This window comes from Kitasatospora setae KM-6054, assembly GCF_000269985.1.
GTDB lineage: Bacteria > Actinomycetota > Actinomycetes > Streptomycetales > Streptomycetaceae > Kitasatospora > Kitasatospora setae.
On the sequence record NC_016109.1, the window covers coordinates 544094 to 567049 of the forward strand.

Annotated in this window: 14 protein-coding genes; 7 read left to right on the top strand and 7 right to left on the bottom strand. The window is 75.9% G+C overall.

The window, feature by feature from the left end; translation table 11 throughout:
* Positions 1–246 precede the first annotated feature (246 nt).
* Positions 247–1197 carry a JmjC domain-containing protein gene (locus KSE_RS02285; RefSeq protein WP_014133639.1) on the top strand — a complete coding sequence of 317 codons (951 nt, stop codon included), beginning with the start codon at positions 247–249 and terminating at the stop codon, positions 1195–1197.
* Between the two features lie 420 nt (positions 1198–1617).
* Here the strand turns inward: KSE_RS02285 and KSE_RS45575 are convergent, their stop codons facing one another.
* Positions 1618–1749 (bottom strand): hypothetical protein, encoded by a 132-nt coding sequence (locus tag KSE_RS45575; protein WP_014133640.1) that lies wholly within the window; start codon positions 1747–1749, stop codon positions 1618–1620.
* A gap of 302 nt (positions 1750–2051) precedes the next feature.
* Between KSE_RS45575 and KSE_RS02290 the strand changes: the two genes are divergently transcribed.
* Together KSE_RS02290 and KSE_RS02295 are read left to right on the top strand one after the other, a co-directional pair.
* Entirely contained in the window at positions 2052–5603 is a 3552-nt protein-coding gene (locus KSE_RS02290) for a lantibiotic dehydratase (RefSeq protein ID WP_014133641.1), read from the top strand.
* Positions 5600–6835, top strand: a complete 1236-nt coding sequence (locus KSE_RS02295) for a lanthionine synthetase C family protein (RefSeq protein WP_014133642.1) — start codon at positions 5600–5602, stop codon at positions 6833–6835. Before KSE_RS02290 ends, KSE_RS02295 begins: the two co-directional genes overlap by 4 nt.
* A 327-nt stretch (positions 6836–7162) precedes the next feature.
* On the opposite strand, the gene KSE_RS02300 is transcribed toward KSE_RS02295, so the two are convergent.
* From KSE_RS02300 to KSE_RS02315, 4 genes are all read right to left on the bottom strand, one after another.
* The gene (locus tag KSE_RS02300; RefSeq protein ID WP_033260225.1) at positions 7163–7951 is read right to left on the bottom strand and encodes a PP2C family protein-serine/threonine phosphatase; all 789 of its coding nucleotides are present in this window, start codon (positions 7949–7951) and stop codon (positions 7163–7165) included.
* Positions 7952–8071: 120 nt separating this feature from the next.
* Entirely contained in the window at positions 8072–8245 is a 174-nt protein-coding gene (locus KSE_RS02305; RefSeq protein ID WP_014133644.1) for a CsbD family protein, read from the bottom strand.
* A gap of 90 nt (positions 8246–8335) precedes the next feature.
* Positions 8336–8764, bottom strand: coding sequence for an ATP-binding protein (locus KSE_RS02310; RefSeq protein WP_014133645.1), 429 nt, complete (start codon positions 8762–8764; stop codon positions 8336–8338).
* 161 nt (positions 8765–8925) lie between these two features.
* The gene (locus tag KSE_RS02315; protein ID WP_157850108.1) at positions 8926–9288 is read right to left on the bottom strand and encodes an STAS domain-containing protein; all 363 of its coding nucleotides are present in this window, start codon (positions 9286–9288) and stop codon (positions 8926–8928) included.
* 253 nt (positions 9289–9541) lie between these two features.
* Here KSE_RS02315 and KSE_RS02320 point away from each other — a divergent pair, with 253 nt between their 5' ends.
* The 4 genes from KSE_RS02320 (at position 9542) to KSE_RS44120 (ending at position 21903) form a co-directional block, all read left to right on the top strand.
* Positions 9542–13285 (top strand): SpoIIE family protein phosphatase, encoded by a 3744-nt coding sequence (locus KSE_RS02320; RefSeq protein WP_014133647.1) that lies wholly within the window; start codon positions 9542–9544, stop codon positions 13283–13285.
* Positions 13286–13504: 219 nt separating this feature from the next.
* A complete protein-coding gene (locus tag KSE_RS02325) occupies positions 13505–17743 on the top strand; it encodes a HAMP domain-containing protein (protein WP_014133648.1) in 4239 nt (1412 codons plus the stop codon).
* An 89-nt stretch (positions 17744–17832) separates the two neighbouring features.
* Complete coding sequence (locus KSE_RS02330) at positions 17833–20301, top strand: SpoIIE family protein phosphatase (RefSeq protein WP_014133649.1); 2469 nt, start codon at positions 17833–17835, stop codon at positions 20299–20301.
* A gap of 228 nt (positions 20302–20529) precedes the next feature.
* Positions 20530–21903 (top strand): hypothetical protein, encoded by a 1374-nt coding sequence (locus KSE_RS44120; RefSeq protein WP_014133650.1) that lies wholly within the window; start codon positions 20530–20532, stop codon positions 21901–21903.
* Positions 21904–21962: 59 nt separating this feature from the next.
* Here the strand turns inward: KSE_RS44120 and KSE_RS02340 are convergent, their stop codons facing one another.
* Positions 21963–22214, bottom strand: coding sequence for a DUF6510 family protein (locus KSE_RS02340; RefSeq protein WP_014133651.1), 252 nt, complete (start codon positions 22212–22214; stop codon positions 21963–21965).
* Positions 22215–22231: 17 nt separating this feature from the next.
* Complete coding sequence (locus tag KSE_RS02345; protein WP_014133652.1) at positions 22232–22954, bottom strand: FAD-binding oxidoreductase; 723 nt, start codon at positions 22952–22954, stop codon at positions 22232–22234.
* Positions 22955–22956 lie beyond the last annotated feature (2 nt).

Consider the following 22956-nt stretch of genomic DNA (forward strand, 5'->3'; position numbering starts at 1 on the left):
TTCCCCTTGGTCATCCGCCCGTTCCGGAACGGGCGCCGGCCGACCGCCGGCAGCCCTCCGGACGGTCGGCCACACCGCCGGACGGGACGCCCCGCACCGGGCAAGCCGAGGAGAGGGAGCGAGCGGACGATGGAACGGACCACGGGGCAGCAGCCGACGCGGAGGCAGGAACCGGGGCCGGGGCGGGGAGCGGGGCCGGGGCGGGGAGCGGGGCCGGGGCGGGGAGCGGGGCAGCCTCCGAGCCGCGTGCTGACCGAGCTGACGGGCGACGCCGACGCGTTCGCCAAGGCCGTGGCGGAGGGCATCCCGCAGGTGTTCCGACCCACCGGGCGGCCCGCCGGACTGCCCGGGGTCGAGGAGTTGGAGACGGTACTGAACGGCGGCCTGCTGCGCGTCCCGTACGTGGAGATGGTGCGGGACGGCGCGGTCGTCGAGCCCGAACTCTTCTGCGCCACCCGCACGGTGGCCGGGCGGCGCGAGAGCGGCTGGGCGGACCCCGCCCGGATCTCCGCCCTGCTCGCCGAGGGCGCCACCCTGCTGCTGCCCCAACTCGACCAGTGGCACGCCGGGGTACGGGCCATGGCCACCGACATCGCCCTCCACCTGGGCCGTCGCACCGAGGCGTTCTGCTTCACCACGGGCGCGGGCCGCCGCGGCCTGGACGTGCACCGCGACGACGCGGACGTCCTGGTCGTCCAACTCGCCGGCGCGAAGGACTGGACCGTCCACGAGCCCCCCGCCGACGGCCACTGGCGCCCCGGCCTCGCCCCCGCCCCCGGACCGGTCGCCCTGCGCACGGCCCTCACCCCCGGCGAGATCCTCTACGTCCCGCGCGGCGCCCCGCACACGGCAACGGGCCACCGGGGCCTGTCGGTCCACCTGTCGTTCACCATCCGGGAGGCAACCACCGGACGCCTGCACGCCGCCCTCGGCGAATTCCTGACCACACCCGGCCTGCCGACCGGTGACCTGCCCGAACGCCCGGACACGAGCGAGGTACTGGCCACAGCCGCCGAGGTACTGCGACTCGGCCGCGAGCGCCTGGCCGCGCTGACCCCGGAGGAGCTGCTGCAGCTCGCCCGGGGGCCGCTGCCCGCCGGGGCGGCGGCTGCGCCGGGTGCGACGAGCCTGGCAGGGGCGGGGCTGGCGGGAGCGGGGCTGCTGGGGGTTGAGTGGGGCATGCGGGACACGGCATAGGTGACGCGTCACGCATGCCGTGACATGCGTGACGTGGCAATACATGACGCGACATTGATGACACGTCACGCATGACGGGACATGTGTGACGTGACATCGATGCCTCATCACACATGTCGCGACATGCATGACACGTCACGGGTGACGCGTCATCAATGCAGCGTCACCCGTGTCGCGACACGGATGACGTGCGATCCATGACGTGACACCGATGACGCAGCAACGTATGCCGCGACATCGATGACGAGGCATGCATGACGCGACACACGTGATGGCGCATGCGTGTCACAACACGCATGACGCGACACGCACGACAGGGCGCGGCGCCCCGGACCGCCCGAACGGCCCGTGGTACCGCGCCCGTCGTAGCCGTGCAGCAGCCGACTCAGCGCACCGGACCGATGGGCCCGGTCACGCCGGTCAGATACAGAACGGGCGGGTGCAGGAACCCTCACAGGAGAGGCTCACGGCGGCTTCCTCGTGCTCGGGGCTCTCGGCGGCAACGAGGTCCTGCACGTCGAGGTCGAACAGCTCCTGCATGTCGGTGGCCATGGGGGCGTCCCTTCGTCGGTGCCGCGACTGGCCGCGGCGGGCTGCTGCGGACGCTAGGCATCCTGCGTATGCATCGACAAGGAGTGCGCACGGATGAATGGACAAATTCAGCCAACTCTTGATGATCCTCCGTCAACCATGGACAGTTCGGGGACGTCGGGATAGAACGGTCCGGCCGGATCACCCGGCACACCAGCACCACGACTACGCAGCACGGCACCGCCGTACCGCAGCACAGGACCGCAGCACAGGACCGCACGGCCGGACGAAAGCACGGCAGTACCAGGCACTCGGGGAGCACGGTGGGGAAGAAGTCGCACACGGCACACCAGGACGCGATCTTCACCGCCACCGGCCCCGTTCTGCTCCGTACTCCCGCGCTGCCCCTCCCGCCACGCCATCGCCGCGCCGAACCCGCAGCATCAGCCAGCCCCGCCGGCTCTGCCGACTCTGCCCACTGGGGAAGCCCGGGAGGCGATCCGCTCGGCGAGCAGATCGGTGAGTGCTTCGCCGACCGGCTCGTCGAGGCCGCCGCCGATCCGGTGCTGCGCGAGGCGATCGAGATCTCCAGCCCTTCGCTGGCCGACCTGCTGGAGCGGGCCGTCCCGGCCGTGGCGGCTCCCGAGGACGGACCTCGCGCCGCCGAACTCCATCTCGCCGAGCTCCGCCCCGCCGCGCTGCGGCGGGCGGCCGAGGCGGTCGGGCGGTACCGGTTGCGGATGGCGACCCGGGCGACGCCCTTCGGGTTGATGGCCGCCGTCGGGACGGCCCGCTTCGGGGCTCGGGCCGAGGTTGGTTGGGAGGGCGGCGAGCGCCGCGCGTTCCGTCCGGACCTGGGCTGGTTGCTGCCGTTGTTGGACCGGCTGCGCACCGATCCGCAGGTGCTGGGGTCGCTGCTGCTGGCCGTGGACCAGCAGGCCGTGCTGCGCGGGGACCGACTCGTCCTGCCGTACCTGCCCGACCGCTCGACCCTGCCGGAGAGCACGGCGGAGGCCGTTCCCGGCGCCGGCCGGCCGGTCGCCGAGCGGACTGTCCGCGCGACGCCCGTCGTGCGTGCCGTCGTCCGGTTGGCCGAACGGCCTGTGTCGCACGCCGAGTTGCTGGCGGGGTTGGCCGCCGGGTTCCCGACCGCGCCCGCCGAGGCGATCGCGGGGCTGGTCCGCACGCTGGTCGCGCAGGGGTTCCTGCTCACCGACCTGGTGCCGCCGCCGCACAGCACCGACCTGCTGGGGCACGTCCTGGAGCGGCTGCCCGGCGAGCACCCGGTACGCGGCGAACTGGCGGCGGTTCGCGGCCTGTTGGCGCGGGCGGCGGGGTTGCCGCGGGGGCGGGCCACCGGTGTGCTGCGGGAGGCTCGGCGGCGGATGCTCCGACTCGGGCCCGCCGAGCGGCCGTTGCACGCGGACCTCGCGCTGGTGGGCGGGGTGGTGCTGCCCGAGCAGGTGCGGGTCGAGGTCGAGCAGGCCGCCGGTGTGCTGTGGCGGCTCTCCCCGCCGGTCGGCGCGCCCGAACATCTGCGCTCCTACCACGCGGAGTTCGTCGAGCGGTACGGCATCGACAGTCCCGTCCCACTGGCCGAACTGCTCGACGCCGACACCGGTCTCGGCCCGCCCGCCGGCTACCGCCGCCCGGTCGGCCCGCGCGGCGCGGCGAACCCGGAGCCCGCCCGTGCCCGGACCGAGCGGGAGGCCGCCCGGAACCGGGTGCTGGCCGAACTGGTCGCGGGCGCACTGGTCGACCGCGAGCCCGGCGGTCCGCTGCCGGAGGTGGTCCTCGACGACGAACTGTTGGACCGACTGGCCCCGTTGGCGGAGGAGAGCGAGGAACAGGAGAGTCAGGCGGGCAGCGCCGCCGAGACTCCGCCCGCCTCGCTGGAGCTGTACGCCGAGCTCGCCGCCGACTCGCTCGCCGAGCTGGACGCCGGGCGGTTCCGCCTGGTGCTCTCCCCCACCGCCGGCAGCGACCGGGCCGGAGCCACCTTCGGCCGCTTCGCCTCCCACCTCGCCAACTCCGGCTCCAACTCCGGCTCCGGCTCCGGCTCCGGCGGCTCCGACCCCGACAGCTACGGCAACGACAGCTACGGCGACGACAACAGCAACGGCGGCGGCAGGCTGCTCGCCGAGGCAGCCGGAGCACTGCCCGATGATGACGAAGTCCTGTACGCGCACCTGGAGTTCACCCCGTACCGCCCCCGGCACGCGAACATCGCGCTCACCCCGCGCTGGCTCGGCCACCGGGTCGTCGTCAGCGCCTTTCCCGACCCGAGCGGCCCGGCCGTCCTCGCGTTGGACGACCTGGTCGTCGTGGCCGATGCCGAGCGCCTCGGCGTGTACTCCCGCGAACTCGGCCGGGAGGTGCGGGCGGACGCGCACCACGCGCTCAACCTCCGTACGGGTGCGCCGAACGCGGCCCGGTTCCTGCAAGAAACGGCGCTCGGCGGCCACCGCCCCTGGCAGCCCTGGGACTGGGGTGCGGCGGCGAGTTCCCCCGTGCTGCCGAGGGTCCGCCGGGGGCGGGTCGTCCTGGCGCCCGCGTCCTGGCGGCTGACCGCTCCTGTGCCCGACTCGGCAGCGCCGTACGGGGATTGGGCCGACGGCCTGGCCCGCTGGCGTCGGCGGTGGGGCGTTCCCGCCGCCGTGCGGCTGCTCAGCGGGGACCAGCGGATCAGTCTCGACCTGGACGATCCGTGGCACCGCCGCCTGCTGTACGGGCAGTGCCGGGCCGACCGGCCCACCGTCCTGCAGGAGGACCTGGGCGCCGGTTCGTCCGGCGGCTGGCTGCCCGGTCCGGACGGCGCGCACGCCGCCGAGATCGTCGTCCCGCTGCGCCCGGCCGGCACCGGCCCCACCGCGAAGGCCACCGCCGCGAAAGCCACCACCGCGCAGGCCAGCGCGCAGGCCACCGCGCGGACCGGCGTACCGGCCCGCCGGGTGCTGCCCGCGCCGCACCCCCGTACGGTCGAACTCCCGGGCGGGGAATGGCTGTTCGCCCGGATCGGGGCCGTCGAAACGAGGCACGACGAGATCCTCGCCGACCGGCTGCCCGAGCTGCTGGCCCGGGTTCCCGGGCAGGTGGACCGCTGGTTCTTCGTCCGCTACCGGGATCCGGCGCCGCACCTGCGGCTGCGCTTCCACGGCGAACCGTCCGCGCTGACAGGCGAGTTGCTGCCCGCGCTGCACGACTGGGCGCACGGGCTGCGCCGGTCCGGGCTGGCCGCCGACCTGCGGCTGGAGGGGTACGCGCCCGAGGCCGACCGGTACGGCGGACCGGAGGTGCTGGCCGACGCGGAGCGGGTCTTCCACGCCGACAGCCTGGTTGCGCTGGCCGCGCTGCGGCTGGTCCGGACGGCCCGGGGTACGCCCGGTGAGCTGCTCGCCGCCGCCAACCTGACCGCCACCGCCCGGGACTTCCTGGCCGCCCGTCCCGTCCCGGTGCCGGTCGGGCCGTGGGTCGCCGCGACCTATCCCAAGTCCGAGGCGCACCAACGGATTTTCCGCACCCAGCGGGCCGCCGCACTGCGCGCCATCGGCCCGGACGGCCCCGCCGCGCCCGCCGGCGGTCTGCTACCTGCCGACGCCGCCCTCGCCGGGGCGTGGCGGCTCCGCGCCGAGCGGCTCGCCGCGTACGCGCCCCGGCTCGCCGGCCCCGTCGCGGGGCCCGCGCTCGCCTCGCTCCTGCACATGGGCCACAACCGGCTGATCGGCATCGACCGGGAGGCCGAGCGCCGCGCCTACGCCCTCGCCCGCGGCGCCCTCGAAGCCCACCGGGCCCGCCATCGCACCACGACCACCACCACCACCACCGCACCGGCCCCCACCGCACCGGCCCCTGTCACCCCGGACGAGGAGCGATGACGCCCACCGAAGCGCTGCAGGCGGTCACCGCCCGACTGTCCCGCCCCGACGCCACCGCGACCACCGCCGACAGCGCCGGACTCGGGACCGGGCGCAGCGGCGCGGCGCTCGCCCTCGCCGTGCTGGCGGGGCCGGACCAGGAGGTGCGCCGGGCCGCGCACGGGCACCTCGCGGCGGCGGTGCGGGCGCCGGGCGCGATGCGGGGCGGTGGGCTCTACTCGGGCGCCGCCGCGGTGCTGTTCGCCGCCCGGGTGATGGCCCGGGGGCCGGGCGAGTACCGAGGTCTGGTGGACACCCTGACGCCCCGGGTCGCGGAGTCCGCCGCCGGACGGGCGGCCGCGCTGCGGGCCGACCTGGCGGCGGGGGCGGGGCTGCGGGCGCACACCTTCGACGCCGTCTCGGGCGCGGCCGGTCTGGGCCGGCTGCTGCTGGAGCTGGCGCCGGACGGCCCCGGCACGGCCGAGGTGCTGTCCGCGCTGGTCGAACTCGCCGCCCCGACGGACGGACCGCTGCCCCGCTGGTGGACCGCGGCCGCCCCCGACCCCGAGCCCGTGCCGGCTCCCGAACCCGTGCCGGCCCCCGGGCCCGGAGGTGGCCCGACACGCTCCCGGGGTCACCTCAACTTCGGTCTGGCGCACGGGATTCCGGGCCCGCTGGCGCTGCTCTCGCTGGCCGGGGCACGGAATGTCCGGGTGCCCGGTCAGGACGAGGCGGTCGAGGCGCTCGCGGATCGGCTCATCGCCCATCAACTGCCTTCCGGTGGCTGGCCGTTGACGCTGAGCATCGAGCAGGCGGAACGGAGAGCCGTACCGGCCGACCCGCCGGTCCGGGCGGCCTGGTGCTACGGCACGCCCGGTGCGGCGCGGGCACTGTTCCTGGCCGGACGGGCGCTGGGCCGCGCCGACTGGCAGCAGGCCGCCGTCGCCGCACTCGACAACGCCCTGGCGGACAGCGGTAGTTGGAACCTGAACGGCCCGGGCCTCTGCCACGGCACCGGCGGCCTGCTGCGGATCGTCCAGCGGATGGCCGCGGACTCCGGCTCCGCCGCCCTGGCCGCCCGGCTGCCCGCCCTCGCCACGGCGACCGCCCGGGACCTCACCGCCGCCCTGGCCGCCGACGCCCCGGCCACCCTCCTGGAGGGCACCGCCGGCGCGGCCCTGGCGCTGCACGGCCACCTCAACTCCCCTGCGGGGGAAGGGACCGACTGGGACGCCTGCCTGCTCCTGAGCTGAGTCCGCCGACGCCCCGGGGCCGCCACCGGCCTCTCCTGTCCTGCCGGAAGGCGGAAACCTCAGGGCTTCGGTCCCCCGGGAAGGGCAGGAACTTTCGCGGCCGCCGAAGAGCGCCACCCTTACGCTTCCCCTCATCCGCAGGGTGACCGCGCGCTCCACCGGCCACCTCCCGCGGCACAGCGATCAAGTCGCTTGCACCACAGGCGAGTCCACCTTCCCTCCGGAGCCGGAACGCCGCTCGAACCCGGGGCGCGCGGTTTCAAGGCGTGCGGGGGCCGGGTCGGCGGGCGGCGCGGAAGCGGCCCGCCGGAACGCGCGGCTCCCCGGTCACTCCTCGATCCGGACCAGGGCGAGGGTGACGTTGTCCGGGCCGCCGGCCCGGATCGCGGCCCGCCAGAGGTCGACCAGGGCGCGCTGGTCGTCGCCCTGTGCGTCGCCGTCGGCCTCGGCGTCGGCCTCGGTGAGCAGGGCGGCCAGTTCCTCGGGGGCGACCGGGTCGGTGAGGCCGTCGGTGCACAGCAGGTAGCGGGCGCCGGGTTCGGCGGGCAGCCGGACGAGGTGCGGCCGGAAGTCCTCCGGGGCGGTGGCGCCGCCCACCGTCTGGGTGATCAGGTGGCTGGTGCGCCGGCCGGGGGCGGGCGGCGGGCTGTCGTCGGTGCTGAGCAGGCGCAGTCCGACGCCGTCGCCGCGGTCCGGGGTGATCGCGTAGACCTGGCTGTCGCCGACGTTGAACACGGTGACGTGCCCGTCCGCGAAGACCGCCCCGGCGACGGTGGTCGCCATGCCGGCCAGTGCGGGGTCGGCCTCGGACGCCTCCCGCAGGGCGGCGTGGCAGGCGTGCAGTTCGTCGGTGACGTCCTGTTCGCCGCGCAGGTGCGGCCCGGCCGCGGCGAGGTGGCGGACCGTGAGCGCGGAGGCGACGTCCCCCGCCGGGTGCCCGCCGAGGCCGTCCGCGACGGCGACCACCACCGGGGTCTCCCCGTACGGGAAGACCAGGCTCTGCGGGCTGTCGGTCGAGGTGGCGCACAGCGTCCACGGTCCGAGGACGAGGCTGTCCTCGTTGTGGTCGCGGACCACTCCGTCATGGCTGAGCGCACTGACGACGACGTACGGCAACTTCCCTGCCCTTCACCGAGCCCCCGTGCGAGATCTGTCGCCGCCATTCTCCTCACCCCGCCGCCCGGGCGTGTCGCGGGGCCCCGGCGGCGTACCGCCGGGGCCCCGCGGGGGAGGTGCTCAGTGCTTGAAGGCGTCCTTGGCCTTCTCGCCGGCCTGCTTGAGGTCGCCCTTGGCCTGCTCGGCCTTGCCCTCGGCCTCCATCCGCTCGTTGCCGACCGCCTTGCCGGCGGCCTCCTTCGCGGCGCCCTTGGCCTTCTCGGCGGCGTTCTGGATCTTGTCGCCCGTGCTCATGGTGGCCTCCCGACCGTCGGTTCCGACACTGTCGACGTGCCGTATGCCCCGGTTCGCCGGAAAGATGCACCCGTTTCGGGGGCGTTCTCCCTACAGCGCGAAGGTGACCCGGATGCGCTTGCCGCCGACGGGCAGCGCTTCGACGTGGCAGCTGTCGGTGAGGGCCTGGACGATGGCCCAGCCGCGGCCGCCGGCGGCGGCCGGGTCGCGGTCGTGCAGGGGTTGGGCGACCGGGTGGCGGTCGTCGGCGTCCTCGACCTCGACGACCAGCCTGGTCCCGCCGGGGCCGATCCGGGCGACGAAGCCGGTCAGGCCGCCGCCGTGGTGCACGGCGTTGGCGACGAGCTCGGTCACCGCGAGGTGCGCGTCGGCGAGCACCCGGCCGCCGGGGTGCCCGGCGGCCTCCAGCAGCCGGGTGAGGGCGGCGCGGGCCTGGCCCGCCGTCCGCACGGACGGGGGCGGCTGCCCTCCCGGGACGGCGGCCTCCGGGAGCGGCGGCCGTGCGTCGTGGTGGGGCATGAACGACCTCGAATCGTCTTCGGCACCGGGTGTGCCGGCTGGCGAGGCCGGACGTGCGGCGGGATCGGGTGACGTGTGCCCCGAGGGGGCCGGATGATGCGGCCGGGACGGCGCGCGGTGGGACGGAACCGGAGTGGCGACGGAACCGGAGTGGCGCGCGGTCAGGCGGAATCGGGGCGGCGCGCGGCTCCGGCGGCGGCCCGGGCCTGCGGGAGGGTGTCGGCGACGGTGAAGTACCCGTCGGTGGCGGTGATCTCCAGCAGGCGCCGGAGCGCGGGCCCGAGCGGTCCGAGCAGGACCAGGGCGCCGCCGGCCTCCTCCGCGCGCTGCTGGGCCAGTACCAGGGTCCGCAGGGCGGAGGAGTCGGCGAAGGTGACCGCCGAGACGTCGAGGACGAGGAGGCCGGCGCTGCGGGCGGCGGCGGCCTCCACCTCGGCGGCGACTTCGCGCTCGTTGTCGTGGTCGAGGTCTCCGCGCAGGTGCAGCACCGTCGGCTCGGGTGTCCCCGGGGTGTGGTCGGTCATGGCGGCCATGGTAAGCCGCGTCCGGCGGCTCCCGGTCGGCCCGGGTCCCCGTGGTCCTCCCGGGCGGGGAGCCGACGGGGAGCGGGCGGGGGGCGGGCGGCCGCCGGGAGGGTCGGGCGGGTTGCCCGGGCGGGGAGCGGGCAGCCGCAGGAGCCGGGGCGCGTACCCGGCACAATGGACGGCGGTACCGCGGTGGGCGGGGCCGAGGTCGGGCGGAGGGAGGGACCCGTTGGCGCGGGAGCGGTCGCGGGAGGTGTTCGGCGCCGATCCGGTGGTGGGCGCCGACCTGGCGCGGGTGGACTGGGCGGCGACGCCGCTGGGCGACCCGGCGCGCTGGCCGCAGAGCCTGCGTTCGGCGGTGGACACGATGCTGTCCTCGCGGTTCTCGATGTGGATGGCCTGGGGCCCGGAGCTGACGTTCCTCTGCAACGGCGCGTACCGGCGCGACACACTGGGCGGCAAGTACCCGTGGGCGCTGGGCCGCCCGTTCCGGGAGGTGTGGGCGGAGGTCTGGGCGGACGCCCGGCCGCGGATCGAGCACGTGCTGACCGAGGGCGAGGCGACCTGGGACGAGGCGCTGCTGCTGTACCTGGAGCGGTCCGGCTACCCCGAGGAGACCTACCACACCTTCTCCTACAGCCCGTTGCGCGACGAGGCGGACGAGGTGGCGGGCGTGCTGTGCGTGGTCAGCGAGGACACCCAGCGGGTCGTCGCGGAGCGCCGGCTGGCGACGCTGCGCGACCTGGGGTCCGACCCGGGGGCGGTGCGCACCGAGGACGAGTTCCTGGCGTTCGGCGCCGGGCAGCTCGCCCGCAACCCGCACGACCTGCCCTTCACCCTGGTCTACCTGTTCGACGAGCGGGGCGGCGCCCGGCTGGCCGCGGCCTCCGGCGTGCCGGACGGGCACCCGGCCGCGCCCGCGCTGATCGGGCCCGGCCAGGAGGGGCCGTGGCCGGTCGCGGCGGTCCGCGGCGGCGCGCCCGCCTCCGTGGCGCTGCCGGCCCGGGGCGCGTTCGCCGACCTGCCGCGCGGGGCCTGGGAGGTGCCGCCCCGGCAGGCCCGGGTGGTGCCGCTGAACGGTCCGGACGGCGGCGGGCCGAGCGGGTTCCTGGTCGTCGGCCTCAACCCGCACCGCCCGCCGGACGACGGCTGCCTCGACTTCGTCGGCCTGGTCGCGGACCGGCTGGCGGCGGGGGTCGCCAGCGCCCGCGGGCACGAGGCACAGCGGCGGCGGGCGGAGCAGCTGGCCGAGCTGGACCGGGCGAAGACCGTGTTCTTCTCGAACATCAGCCACGAGCTGCGCACCCCGCTGACGCTGATCGCCGGCCCGGCCGAGGACCTGCGGCGACGGCTCGCGGACGCCGACCCGGACGTCCGGGAGGACGCGGAGACCATCCACCGCAACGCGCTGCGGCTGGGCCGGCTGGTGGACACCCTGCTGGACTTCTCCCGGATCGAGGCGGGCCGGATGCGGGCCCGGCCCCGGCCGGTGGACCTGGCGGCGGTCACCGCCGAGCTGGCGGCCGTGTTCCGTCCGGCGGTCCAGCGGGCCGGGCTGACCTTGGAGATCGACTGCCCGCCGCTGAGCGCCCCGGTCGCGGTGGACCCGGGGCTGTGGGAGAAGGTGGTCTTCAACCTGCTGGGCAACGCCCTGAAGTTCACCCCCGAGGGGACGGTGCGGGTGCGGGTGCGCGAGCGGGACGGGCGGGCCCTGGTCAGTGTCGAGGACACCGGGATCGGGGTCCCGGCCGCGGAGCTGCCGCGACTGTTCGACCGCTTCCACCGGGTCGAGGACGCCCGGGCGCGCTCGCACGAGGGCAGCGGGATCGGCCTGGCCCTGGCCAAGGAACTCGTCGAGCTGCACGACGGGACGATCACCGCCGCCTCCACCGCGGGCAGCGGCACCACCTTCACCGTCGACCTGCCGCTGGCCGTCGGCCACTCCCCCGCCCCGGCGGAGCGCCCGGCCGCCGAGGCGGAGGCGTTCCTCCAGGAGGCCCTGCGCTGGGACGTCCTCCCGGACGAGCCCGGCACCGAGCCCGCGACGGCACCCGCGACGGACCCCGCGCCCGGCACGGCCGCGCACGTCCTGGTCGTCGACGACAACGCCGACATGCGCGACTACCTGGCCCGGGTCCTGCGCGGCGCGGGCCACCGGGTCACCGCGGTCGGCGACGGCGGCCGGGCGCTGGCCGTCCTGCGCGCGGCACCGCCCGGGTCGCCGCCCGGGTCGGGGGCGGGGTCGCCGCCCGAGCTGGTGATCAGCGACGTGATGATGCCCGGCGTGGACGGCCTGCAACTGGTCGCGGCGCTGCGCGCCGATCCGCGCACGGCGGCCCTGCCGGTGCTGCTGCTCTCGGCGCGGGCCGGGCGGGACGACGCCGTGGACGGTTTCGAGTCGGGGGCGGACGACTACCTGGTGAAGCCCTTCGCCACCGCCGACCTGCTGGTCCGGGTGCGCGCGGCGCTGCGGCTGGCGCGGCTGCGCGAGCGGCACTCGCGCTGGCAGGAGGCGCTGGTGGACTCGCTGCAGGACGCCTTCTTCGTCTGCGACGAGGACGGCGCGGTGGTCCGGGTCAACGCGGCGTTCGGCGCCGTGCTGGGCTACGGCCCGGAGGGGGTGCCCTACCCGGTGCCGCACCCGTGGTGGCCGGATCCGGCGGCCGACCCGGAGGGCCGGCGGCGGGCGACCGAGGCGCTGGCCGGCGCGCAGGAGAGCGGGCGCGGCAGCGCCACCGTGCCGGCCGTGCACCGGGACGGCCACCGGGTGTGGACGCACTCGACCTTCAACCGGGTGACGGACCCGGCGACCGGGCGCGCCGTCACGGTGGGCACCTTCCGGGACGTCACGACCGAGTACTACGCCGTCCAGCGGGAGAGCGCCATGGCGGCGCTGACCGACTGCCTGGCTCGGGCGGCCGGGGCCGAGGAGGCGCTGGCCGGCGCGCTGGCGGAGCTGCGCGGGCTGTGGCGGGCCGACCGGGTGCTGGCGGTGCGCTTCGACCGGGGTGGCGGTCGACCCCGGCTGGTGGCCGCCGGACCGGGGCCGGACTGGGCGGGGTTGCCGGAGGAGCAGCGGGCGGCGCTGGCCGCGCTGGCCGACGCGCCGGCGCTCACTCCCGTCCCGGGGCCGTCGTGGACCGGTGTCCGGCTGGAGCACCCGGACGGGCCGCTGGCCCTGGCGGTGGAGCTGGGCGGGCACCGGCCGTTCACCCGGGAGGACGAGCTGCTGCTGGCGCTGCTGGGCGGGCGGCTCGCCCAGGGGCTGGGCCGGGCGCACCGGATCGACCAGCAGCGCGAGACGGCGATCGCCCTCCAGCACGCCATCCTGGGGCCGGCCCGGCTGCCGGAGGGTTTCGCGGCCCGGTACGAGCCGGCCACCCCGCCGTTGGAGGTGGGCGGCGACTGGTACGACACCGTGCCGCTGCCGGACGGCCGGATCGGCGTCATCGTGGGCGACTGCGTCGGGCGCGGGCTGGCCGCGGCGGGGGTGATGGGGCAGTTGCGCAGCGCCTGCCGGGCCCTGCTGCTCCAGGACCACAGCCCGTCCCGGACGCTGTCCGCGCTGGACGCGTTCGCGGCGGCGCTGCCCGGGGCGGTCTGCAGCACGGTGTTCTGCGGGGTCCTCGACCCCGCCTCCGGTGAGCTGCGCTACTCCAGCGCCGGGCACCCGCCGGGCGTGCTGGTCCTGGCGGACGGCGGCACGGAGCTGTTGGAGGGCGGCCGCGCCCTGCCGCTGGCCGTGCGGATCGGTCGGCCGCGCCCGGAGGCGGCGGCGGTCCTGCCGGGCGGCTCGACGCTGCTGCTGTACACGGACGGGCTGGTGGAGCGGCGGCGCGAAGGGCTGGCCGAGGGCATCGCGCGGGCCGGGCGCGCGGTGGTGTCGGGCGCGGGTCTGCCGACGGCCGAGCTGCCGGACCACGTGACGGCCCGGCTGGCCCCGGCCGGCGGGTACGAGGACGACGTGGCCGTGCTGCTCTACCGGCGGCCGGCCTGACCGCCGCCGGCCTGGCCGCCGACCCTCGTGAGCAGGGGTTTTGCCCCCGCTCGCGGCGGCTGGGGTAGCCTCGCCCGAGGCCCGGCGGCACCCCTGAACGGCTGGTTCCCGGTGGCCTGTGCGCTTTGTTCGGTTGCCCGGCCGCAGGGCGGGGTGTGGCAGGAGGCGGAGCTTTCGATGGCTGGCTCGACGACGTCGCGGGACGCGCGGCAGGGAGCGGTGGCCGATCGGTCGACGATCGGTGAGGCCGAGCTCCGTTCGCTGTTGGCGGGGCTGACGGCGGTGCGGGACGGGAATTTCAGCACCAAGCTGGCCGGTACCTCGGACGGTCTGCTGGGTGAGATCGCGACCGTGTTCAACGGCATGGTGGACCAGCTGTCGCGGTTCACCTCCGAGGTGACCCGGGTGGCCCGCGAGGTCGGCACCGAGGGGCAGTTGGGCGGCCAGGCCGTGGTGCCGGGGGTGTCCGGCACCTGGGAGGACCTGACCGACTCGGTCAACGCGATGGCGGGCAACCTGACCACCCAGGTCCGCGACATCGCGCAGGTCGCCACCGCGGTCGCCAAGGGCGACCTGTCGCAGAAGATCACCGTGGACGCCCGGGGCGAGATCCTGGAGCTGAAGAACACCGTCAACACGATGGTCGACCAGCTGAGTTCGTTCGCCGGCGAGGTCACCCGCGTCGCCCGCGAGGTCGGCACCGAGGGCATCCTCGGCGGCCAGGCGGACGTGAAGGGCGTCTCCGGGACGTGGCGCGACCTGACCGACTCGGTGAACTCGATGGCGGGCAACCTGACCGGCCAGGTCCGGGCGATCGCGCAGGTCGCCACCGCGGTGGCCGAGGGCGACCTGTCGCAGAAGATCACCGTGGACGCCCGGGGCGAGATCCTGGAGCTGAAGGACACCATCAACACGATGGTCGACCAGCTGAGTTCGTTCGCCGGCGAGGTCACCCGCGTCGCCCGCGAGGTCGGTACCGAGGGCCGGCTCGGCGGCCAGGCGGACGTCCGCGACGTGTCCGGCACCTGGCGTGACCTGACCGAGTCGGTGAACGTGATGGCCGACAACCTGACCGCGCAGGTCCGGGCGATCGCGCAGGTCACGACGGCGGTCGCCAAGGGCGACCTGACGCAGAAGATCCGGGTGGACGCCCGGGGCGAGATCCTGGAGCTGAAGGAGACCATCAACACGATGGTCGACCAGCTCTCCGCGTTCGCCGACGAGGTGACCCGGGTGGCCCGCGAGGTCGGCACGGCCGGCAACCTGGGCGGGCAGGCGACCGTCCGGGGCGTCTCCGGCACCTGGAAGGACCTGACCGACAACGTCAACGTGATGGCGTCCAACCTGACCGGCCAGGTCCGCTCGATCGCGCAGGTCGCCACCGCGGTGGCGCGCGGCGACCTCAGCCAGAAGATCACCGTCGAGGCGGAGGGCGAGGTCGCCGCGCTGGCCGGGGTGATCAACACGATGGTGGACACCCTGTCGGCGTTCGCGGACGAGGTGACCCGGGTAGCCCGCGAGGTCGGCACCGAGGGCATCCTCGGCGGCCAGGCCCGGGTGCCGAACGTCGCGGGCACCTGGAAGGACCTGACCGACAACGTCAACTTCATGGCGCACAACCTGACCTCGCAGGTCCGCAACATCGCGCAGGTCACCACCGCGGTCGCCAACGGCGACCTGACCCGGAAGATCGACGTCGACGCGCGCGGCGAGATCCTGGAGCTGAAGACCACCATCAACACGATGGTCGACCAGCTGAGCTCGTTCGCCGCCGAGGTGACCCGCGTCGCCCGCGAGGTCGGCAGTGAGGGCCGGCTCGGCGGCCAGGCCGAGGTGGAGGGCGTCTCCGGCACCTGGAAGCGCCTCACCGAGAACGTCAACGAGCTCGCCGGGAACCTCACCCGGCAGGTCCGCGCGATCGCCGAGGTGACCAGCGCGGTCGCCGCGGGCGACCTGACCCGCTCGATCACCGTCGACGCGTCCGGCGAGGTCGCCGACCTCAAGGACAACATCAACGCCATGGTCGGCTCGCTGCGCGAGACCACCCGCGCCAACGAGGAACAGGACTGGCTGAAGACCAACCTGGCCCGCTTCTCCGGCCTGCTGCAGGGCCGGCGCGACCTGGCCGTGGTCGCCGAGGCGGTGATGGACGAGCTCACCCCGCTGGTCGGCGCGCAGGTCGGCGCGTTCTACCTGGCCGAGGAGACCGACGGCGGGACGGTGCTGCGGCTGATCGGCTCGTACGCGTACCCGGACGGCGGGCGGCCCACCAGCTTCCGGCTGGGCGAGTCGTTCGTCGGGCAGGCCGCGCGCAGCCGGCGCACCATCGCCGCGGACGCCCTCCCCGCGGGCTACCTGGCGGCCTCCTCCGGCCTGGGCCGGACCGAGGAGCTGTCGCTGCTGGTCGTCCCGATCGTGGTGGAGGACCAGGTGCTCGGCGTGATCGAGCTGGCCTCGATCCGGCCGTACCCGGCCGTGCACCGGGCCTTCCTGGACCAGCTGATGGAGACCGTCGGCGTCAACCTGAACACGATCGTCGCCAACGCCCGCACCGACGAGCTGCTGGGCGAGTCGCAGCGGCTGACCTCCGAACTGCAGGCCCGCTCGCAGGAGTTGCAGGCCAGGCAGGAGGAGCTCCAGGCGTCCAACGCGGAACTGGAGGAGAAGGCCGCGCTGCTGGCCGCCCAGAACCGGGACATCGAGACCAAGAACCTGGAGATCGAGCAGGCCCGGCAGGAGCTGGAGGAGCGGGCGCACCAGCTCTCGCTGGCCTCGACCTACAAGTCGGAGTTCCTGGCGAACATGAGCCACGAGCTGCGCACCCCGCTGAACAGCCTGCTGATCCTGGCCCAGCTGCTCGCCCAGAACCCGACCCGGAACCTGACGGCCAAGCAGGTCGAGTACGCGGGCATCATCCACTCGGCGGGCTCGGACCTGCTCCAGCTGATCAACGACATCCTGGACCTGTCGAAGGTCGAGGCCGGGAAGATGGACCTCAGCCCGGAGCCGGTGGCGCTGCGCAGCCTGCTGGACTACGCCGAGGCCACCTTCAAGCCGCTGACCGGGCAGAAGAACCTGGCCTTCACCGTCCGCACCTCGCCCGACGTGCCGGAGCGGCTGGTCACCGACGACTACCGGCTGCGCCAGGTGCTGCGGAACCTGCTCTCCAACGCGGTGAAGTTCACCGAGCAGGGCCGGGTCGAGCTGCGGATCGGCCTCGCCCCGCAGGACCGGATCCCCGAGGGGGTGCGGCGCGGCGGGCCGGTGCTGGCCTTCCAGGTCTCCGACACCGGCATCGGCATCGCGCCGCAGCACCTGGAGAGCGTCTTCGGCGCGTTCCAGCAGGCCGACGGCACCACCAGCCGCAAGTACGGCGGCACCGGGCTCGGCCTGTCCATCAGCCGGGAGATCGCCTACCTGCTGGGCGGGGCGATCACCGCCGAGAGCGTGCTGGGCGCCGGCAGCACCTTCACGCTGTTCCTGCCGGTCAGCCGTCCGGAGTTCCTCGCCCTGGAGACCGAGCCGCGGTCCGGCGCGCCGGAGCGGGGGCCGGACGCGGCCGGCGACGCCCCGGTCCAGGGCGCCGACGAGAGCGCGGCGCCGCCGCAGTCGCGCCGGCTGCTGGTCGTGGAGGAGCGGGCCGGCGGCCTGCTGTCGCTGGTCGCCGAGAACGCCACCGCCGAGCCGGCCGGCCTGTCCGGCAGCGGGGACGGCCGGCCCCGGATCGAGGTGGTCACCGCGGTCGGCGCGGCGGAGGCCGCGGCCGTGCTGGCCTCGGCCCCCTCGCACTGCGTGGTGCTGGCCCTGGACCTGCCGGACGGCGCGGCCCCCGCGCTGCTGCGCGACATGGACCGCGACCCCGCGCTGCAGGGCGTGCCGGTGCTGGTCCACAGCAACCGGGGGACGCCGGGCGGCGCGGACGCGCTCACCCGCCCCGACGGCCGGCCGCTGGAGGTGATCTCCAGCCTGGACGAGCTGCGCGAGCGGATCGCCCTGCACATGAGCGCCGACCGGCCCGGCGACGTGCCGCTGGTGCGCCCGGCCCCGCCGGAGGCCCCCTGGGAGGCGGGGGACTCCCCGCTGAACGGCCGCCTGGTGCTGGTCGTCGACGACGACGACCGCAACCTGTACGCGATCACCGGCATCCTCGAACTGCACGGGATGCGGGTGCTCCAGGCCGAGAACGGGCGGGCCGCGCTGGAGACGCTGGCCGCCAACCCCGGCATCGACGTGATCCTGATGGACGTGATGATGCCCGAGATGGACGGCTACACCGCCACCGCGGCGATCCGCGCGATGCCGCAGCACGCGGCGCTGCCGATCATCGCGGTGACCGCCAAGGCGATGCTCGGCGACCGGGAGAAGAGCCTGGGCTCCGGGGCCAGCGACTACGTCACCAAGCCGGTCGACGCGGGCGAGCTGATCAGCCGGATCGAGGCCCAACTGCTCGCCCGCTAGCCCGCCGGGCCGTCCGATCACGCCCGAGCCCGTCCCATCCCATCCCATCCCATCCCGACCGATCCCGACCGACCGCAGGAGTCCACGCCGTGCACCAGTCCCGGGAGCCCCGCCCCGACCAGGGCCCGCCGACCGCCCTCGACGCCACCGGGCTGATCGGGGCCCAGCGCCACGCCCCGACGGTGGCGGTGGCGGTGACGGGAGCGGAGACGGAGACGGCGCCGGAGGCCACCGCCGCGGGCGGCGCGATCGGCCGGCTGGCGGGCACGGTGGAGAAGCTGCGGCGGCAGCTCGAGGAGGCGCAGGCGCACGCCGCGGGCCGGTCGGTGGTGGAGATGGCCGTCGGCGTGCTGGTGGAACGGCTGCGCTGCGGGCCGACCGAGGCCGCCGGGCAGCTGCGGGCGCTGGCGGAGCAGGCCGGGACGACGCCGCTGGAGCTGGCCGCCGGGCTGGTCAACCAGTCCGCCGCCGACAAGATCTCCGAGGCGGCCCGGGAGTTCGTGGCCCGGGCCGCCGACCCGGCGTCCGCCGGGGTGGGGGTGCGGCTGCGCAGCACCGAGGCGGACGCGCTGAGCGGCTCGGACACGGCGGCGGCGGCCCGGGCGATGCTGGAGCACGCGCTGCGCCCGCTCGGCGCGGTCGCGGTGGCGATCTGGGCGGCCCGGCCGGACCAGTCGCTGGCGCTGGCCGGCAGCGCGGGCTTCGCCGACGCGGAGGCCCGGCGGTGGCGGCACGTCCCGCCGGGGGTGGTGACCGCGGCCCGCCGGGCGCTGGACGAGCGCGGGCCGGTGGCGTACCGCACGCTGGCGGACGCGGCCGTCCCGACGATCGGCCGGCACGAGGCGGGCGGCGGGCGGGTCGCCGTGCCGGCCGGGGTCGGCGGACGGCTGACCGGCGTCCTGGAGGTGTGCTGGCGCGAGGAGCTGCCGCCGTGGTCGCAGTCCCTGGAGCGGCAGTTCGAGGTGCTGGCCGGGCTGTGCGCCGCGACCCTGGAGACCTGGCCGGACGGCTCCGGCGAGGACGGCCCGGCGAGCGGGCGGCTGGACGAGCTGACCCGGCTGGTCGACGGCCTGCTCGACCCGTGCATGGTGCTGGAGGCGGTGGACGACGGCGCGGTGCCGGTCTTCGTGATCCGGCACGCCAACCCGGCGTTCGTGGACTTCGCGGGCCGCCCGGCGGGCGCCGTCGTCGGCTCGCCGCTGCTGGAGGCGTACCCGCTGGCCGCGCGGCCCGGCAACCTGCTGGAGGCCGTGGAGGACGTGTACGCCACCGGGGCGCCGTTCAAGGACCCCCGGATGCGGCTGGCGGCGCAGGTCGACGGGGTGCCGCTGACCGCGGACGCGTACGTGTCGGTGAGCCGGCACGGCGACCACGTCACGGTGCTGTGGCGGCTGGAGGACAGCACCCCGAAGATCGCCCGGCTGCTGCACCACGCGCAGCGCCTGGGCCGGATCGGCGGCTTCGAGGAGGACCTGGACGCCCGCCAGGTGGTCTGGAACGACACCCTGTTCGAGCTGCACGGCCTGCCGGCGACCGCGCGGCCGATCCCGCTGGACCGGCTGGCCGAGCACGCCCACCCGGACGACCGCGACGCCGTCGGCCGGTTCCTGCGCACCCTGCTGCACCACCGCCGTCCGGCCTCCACGGCCTTCCGCCTGCAGCGCGCGGACGGGGTGACCCGGCACATCCGGGTGGTCGCCGAGCCGGTCCACGACGGCGGACCGGAGCGGCTGAGCGCGATCCGCGGCGCCTACCAGGACGTCTCCGCGCAGCACTGGACGGAGGTCGCCCTCGCCGCGACCCGCGACCAGCTGGCGCAGACCGAGCAGCAGGCCGCCGAGCGGCACCGGCTGGTCCTCCAGCTCCAGCACGCCATCATGCCGCCGAGCGACGGGCCCCGGCGGCTGAACAACCTGGAGGTGGCCGTCCGCTACCGCCCGGCGGAGAAGGAGCACCTGGTCGGCGGGGACTGGTACGACGCCCTGCCGCTGCCCTCCGGGCAGGTGCTGGTGTGCGTCGGCGACGTCGCCGGGCACGGCATCGAGGCCGCCACCGGGATGGTCGCGCTGCGCAACGCGCTGCGCGGCCTGGCCGCGACCGGGGCGGGCCCGGCGCAGTTGCTGTCCTGGCTGAACAGCGTGACGCACCACCTGACCGACAACGTCACCGCCACCGCGGTCTGCGGCCTGTACGACCCGGAGCGCCGCCGGCTGCGCTGGGCCCGGGCCGGCCACCTGCCGCCGGTACTGACCCGCGGCGGGACGGCCGCGTGCCTGCCGCAGGTGGACGGCATCCTGCTGGGGGTGGTCGACCGGGCCGACTACCAGGAGAGCGAGGTCGAACTGGAGCCCGGCGACCGGCTGGTGATGTACACCGACGGCCTGATCGAGCGCCGCGACCAGGGCCTCCAGGCCTCGCTCGCCAACCTGGTGGCCCTCTCCGAGGCCGCGCCCCGCGCGGGCGCCGCCGCGCTGGAGTCCCACCTCGACCACCTGCTGCGCTTCAGCGGCGCCGACACCGACGACGACACCTGCCTGGTCGGCATCGAGGTGCGCTGAGCGACCCTCCCGGGCGCCCGTCACCACGTGCGGTCCCCTCCGCCCCCGAACGATGCACGAACGATGCGCGCCGACGGTCAACTGGCCACGGCGCAGCGTGATGTGACGATCGCGCGGAGCCCCCGGCCCGACTCCACCGACCGGGCTCGGCACCCGTTCGGACGACGTACGGCCCCCGCTCCGGGCCCGCCGCCGCGCGGGGGCCGGTGTCGCTGGTAGCTGTGGGGGGTGCCCTCCACTTCCTCCCCCGCCGGTCGGACGCGCGCCCTGCGCGCGACGGCCCTCGGCTCGTTCACCACGGCCGCCGTCCTGTTCGTCGCCGCCCCGCCCGGGGCCGTCGCGACCACCGCCGTGCCCGGCGCGGGCGCCAGCGCCCGGCTGCTGACCCTGGAGAACCCGGACGTCCCGGCGATCGGGCTGACCGCCTTCGCCGGCCACTACGGCTACGCGGCCAGCCCCACCCGCGCGGCCGAGGACACCGGCGACTTCTCCGACCCCGACGGCGTCCTCGGCCGGGTCACGGTCGGCTCGATGACCGCCCACACCGCCACCGCCGCCGACCGCAGCTACGCGCAGGCCCAACTGACCGGACTGGAAGTCCACTTCCGCTCCACCACCCTGGTCGGCATCGAGGCCGGGGCGATCGGCTCGCTCGACTCCTACGCCCAGTGCATCCCCGCACCGGTCGGCCCGTGGGCGCTCGCCTACACCCGCACCGACTCCGCGCAGATCACCGTCCTGGGCCGCCGCGTCCCCGTCGGCACCACCGAACTGGCCATCACCGGAAACGACCTGGGCACCCCGCAGATCGGACCCAGCACCCTCACCGTCACCGTCACCCCCCACCAGGACCCCCCGACCCAGGTCCGCCAGGCCACCGCCGAGGCGTGGATCGACATCACCGTGACCGGCACCCTCGACGACCTCCAGGGGCAGCCGGTGTACCAGGGCCCCCTCACCACCCTGCGCGTCGGCGAGGTCCAGGTCGACTGCCGCGCCGCCACCCCGTCCCCCTCGCCCTCCCCCTCCCCCTCGCCGTCGCCCTCCCCCTCCCCCTCGCCGTCGCCCGCTTCCCACTCCTCCCCGCCACCGTCCCCCTCCCCCTCCCCCTCGCCGTCGCCCGCTTCCCACTCCTCCCCGCCACCGTCCCCCTCCCCCTCCCCCTCGCCGTCCCCGAGCACCTCCGCGTCCCCAAGCACCTCACCACCACCCGCCCCCTCCTCCTCCCCGACCCTCCCGCCGTCCCCCGGCCCCTCGCCCGCGCTGCCCTCCGGTCCGCTGCCGACGACGGTCCTGGTGGTGTCCCCTCCGGAGCCGTCCACCTCCTCTCCGCCTGCTGGGGGCCCGGCGGGCCCGGCCTCGGCACCGGCCTCGGCTCCGGGCTCGCCGTCCCACCCCGGGCCGGCCGTCCTGGCGCCACCGGCGGATGACCGGGCGGGGGCGGCCCCTGCGACGCGGCCGACGGGGCGCGGGGCGGCCGGGTCGCGACTCGCCGACACCGGCGACGCGTCGGCGATCCGCGTGGCGGCCGCGTTCGGCCTCCTCGCTACCGGGGCGCTCTGCCTGCTGCTCTCCCGGCGCGGCGCGTTCCGCGCGCCCTGACCCGCCCCGCGCCCGGTGCGTGGCGGGTCGGCCCCGGCGGCGGTCAGACGGTCAGACGGTCAGGCGGTCGGGAAGCGCAGGGCGCCGCCGTGGCCGAAGTCGAACCACAGTTCGCCGGGGTGGTGGGCGATCCGGAAGGCCAACCGGGTGCAGCGGGGGCAGCGGGCCACCGCCGCGGGGCCGTGGTCGTAGACGTGCAGGGTGGCGAGGGCCGCGTCGGCGCCGCATCCCGGGCAGAGCCGAAGGGCGGTGGTGGGGTCCGGGACGAACAGCTCGGACAGCGGGCCGGCGAGGGCGTTTCCGTCGCGCATGGGGTCTCCCAGGGGTGTCAGCCGAAGCGTTCGGTGCGGACGCGGTCGGGGCGGTGGCCGAGGTGGACGAGCAGGTTCGCGGCCCGTTCGACGAAGGCGGTGGGCCCGCAGACGAAGGCGAGCGGGCCGTCCGCCGGGCGGAAGCCCGGCAGGTCGAGGTCGGCGGCGGTGATCCGGCCGACCGGCCGGGGGTGTCCGGGCGGTGCGGCGCGGGTGTAGAGGCAGGCGACGGTGACGGCGGGGTCCTCGGCCTCGGCGATGCCGTCCAGCAGCGGGCCGAACCAGCGCTGCCCCGGGTCGCGCAGCGAGTACGCCAGGTGGAACGGGGGGACGTCGCCGCCGAGGTCGAGCCGGGCGCGCAGCATGGCGGCGAGCGGGGCGACGCCGGAGCCGCCGGCCACCAGCAGGACGGGGTCGGGGCGCCCGGGCTTCCAGACGAACCAGCCGCCGAGCGGGCCCTTGACCTCGATGGCGGCTCCGGTCGGGAAGTCGTCGGCGAGGTAGGGCGACACCTCGCCGTGCGGGGCGGGCTGGACGGAGAGCTCGATCCGGTCTCCGTCGGCGGGTGCGGAGAGCGAGTAGCTGCGCACCGCCTGGTAGCCGTCGTCCGCGGTGAGCCGGACGTCGACGTGCTGGCCGGGCAGGTGGCCGGGCCAGCCGTCCACGGTCAGGTAGAGGGTGCGGGCGGTGGCGCTCTCGGGGGTCCGGGCCCGCAGTTCGGCCCGGCGCCAGTCGGTCATCG

Excerpts from the sequence above, each read along its gene's own strand:
- KSE_RS45575 (WP_014133640.1), bottom strand. The coding sequence starts at position 1,749 with ATGGCCACCGACATGCAGGAGCTGTTCGACCTCGACGTGCAGGACCTC.
- KSE_RS02295 (WP_014133642.1), top strand. The coding sequence starts at position 5,600 with ATGACGCCCACCGAAGCGCTGCAGGCGGTCACCGCCCGACTGTCCCGC.
- KSE_RS02305 (WP_014133644.1), bottom strand. The coding sequence starts at position 8,245 with ATGAGCACGGGCGACAAGATCCAGAACGCCGCCGAGAAGGCCAAGGGC.
- KSE_RS02310 (WP_014133645.1), bottom strand. The coding sequence starts at position 8,764 with ATGCCCCACCACGACGCACGGCCGCCGCTCCCGGAGGCCGCCGTCCCG.
- KSE_RS02315 (WP_157850108.1), bottom strand. The coding sequence starts at position 9,288 with ATGACCGACCACACCCCGGGGACACCCGAGCCGACGGTGCTGCACCTG.
- KSE_RS02340 (WP_014133651.1), bottom strand. The coding sequence starts at position 22,214 with ATGCGCGACGGAAACGCCCTCGCCGGCCCGCTGTCCGAGCTGTTCGTC.
- KSE_RS02345 (WP_014133652.1), bottom strand. The coding sequence starts at position 22,954 with ATGACCGACTGGCGCCGGGCCGAACTGCGGGCCCGGACCCCCGAGAGC.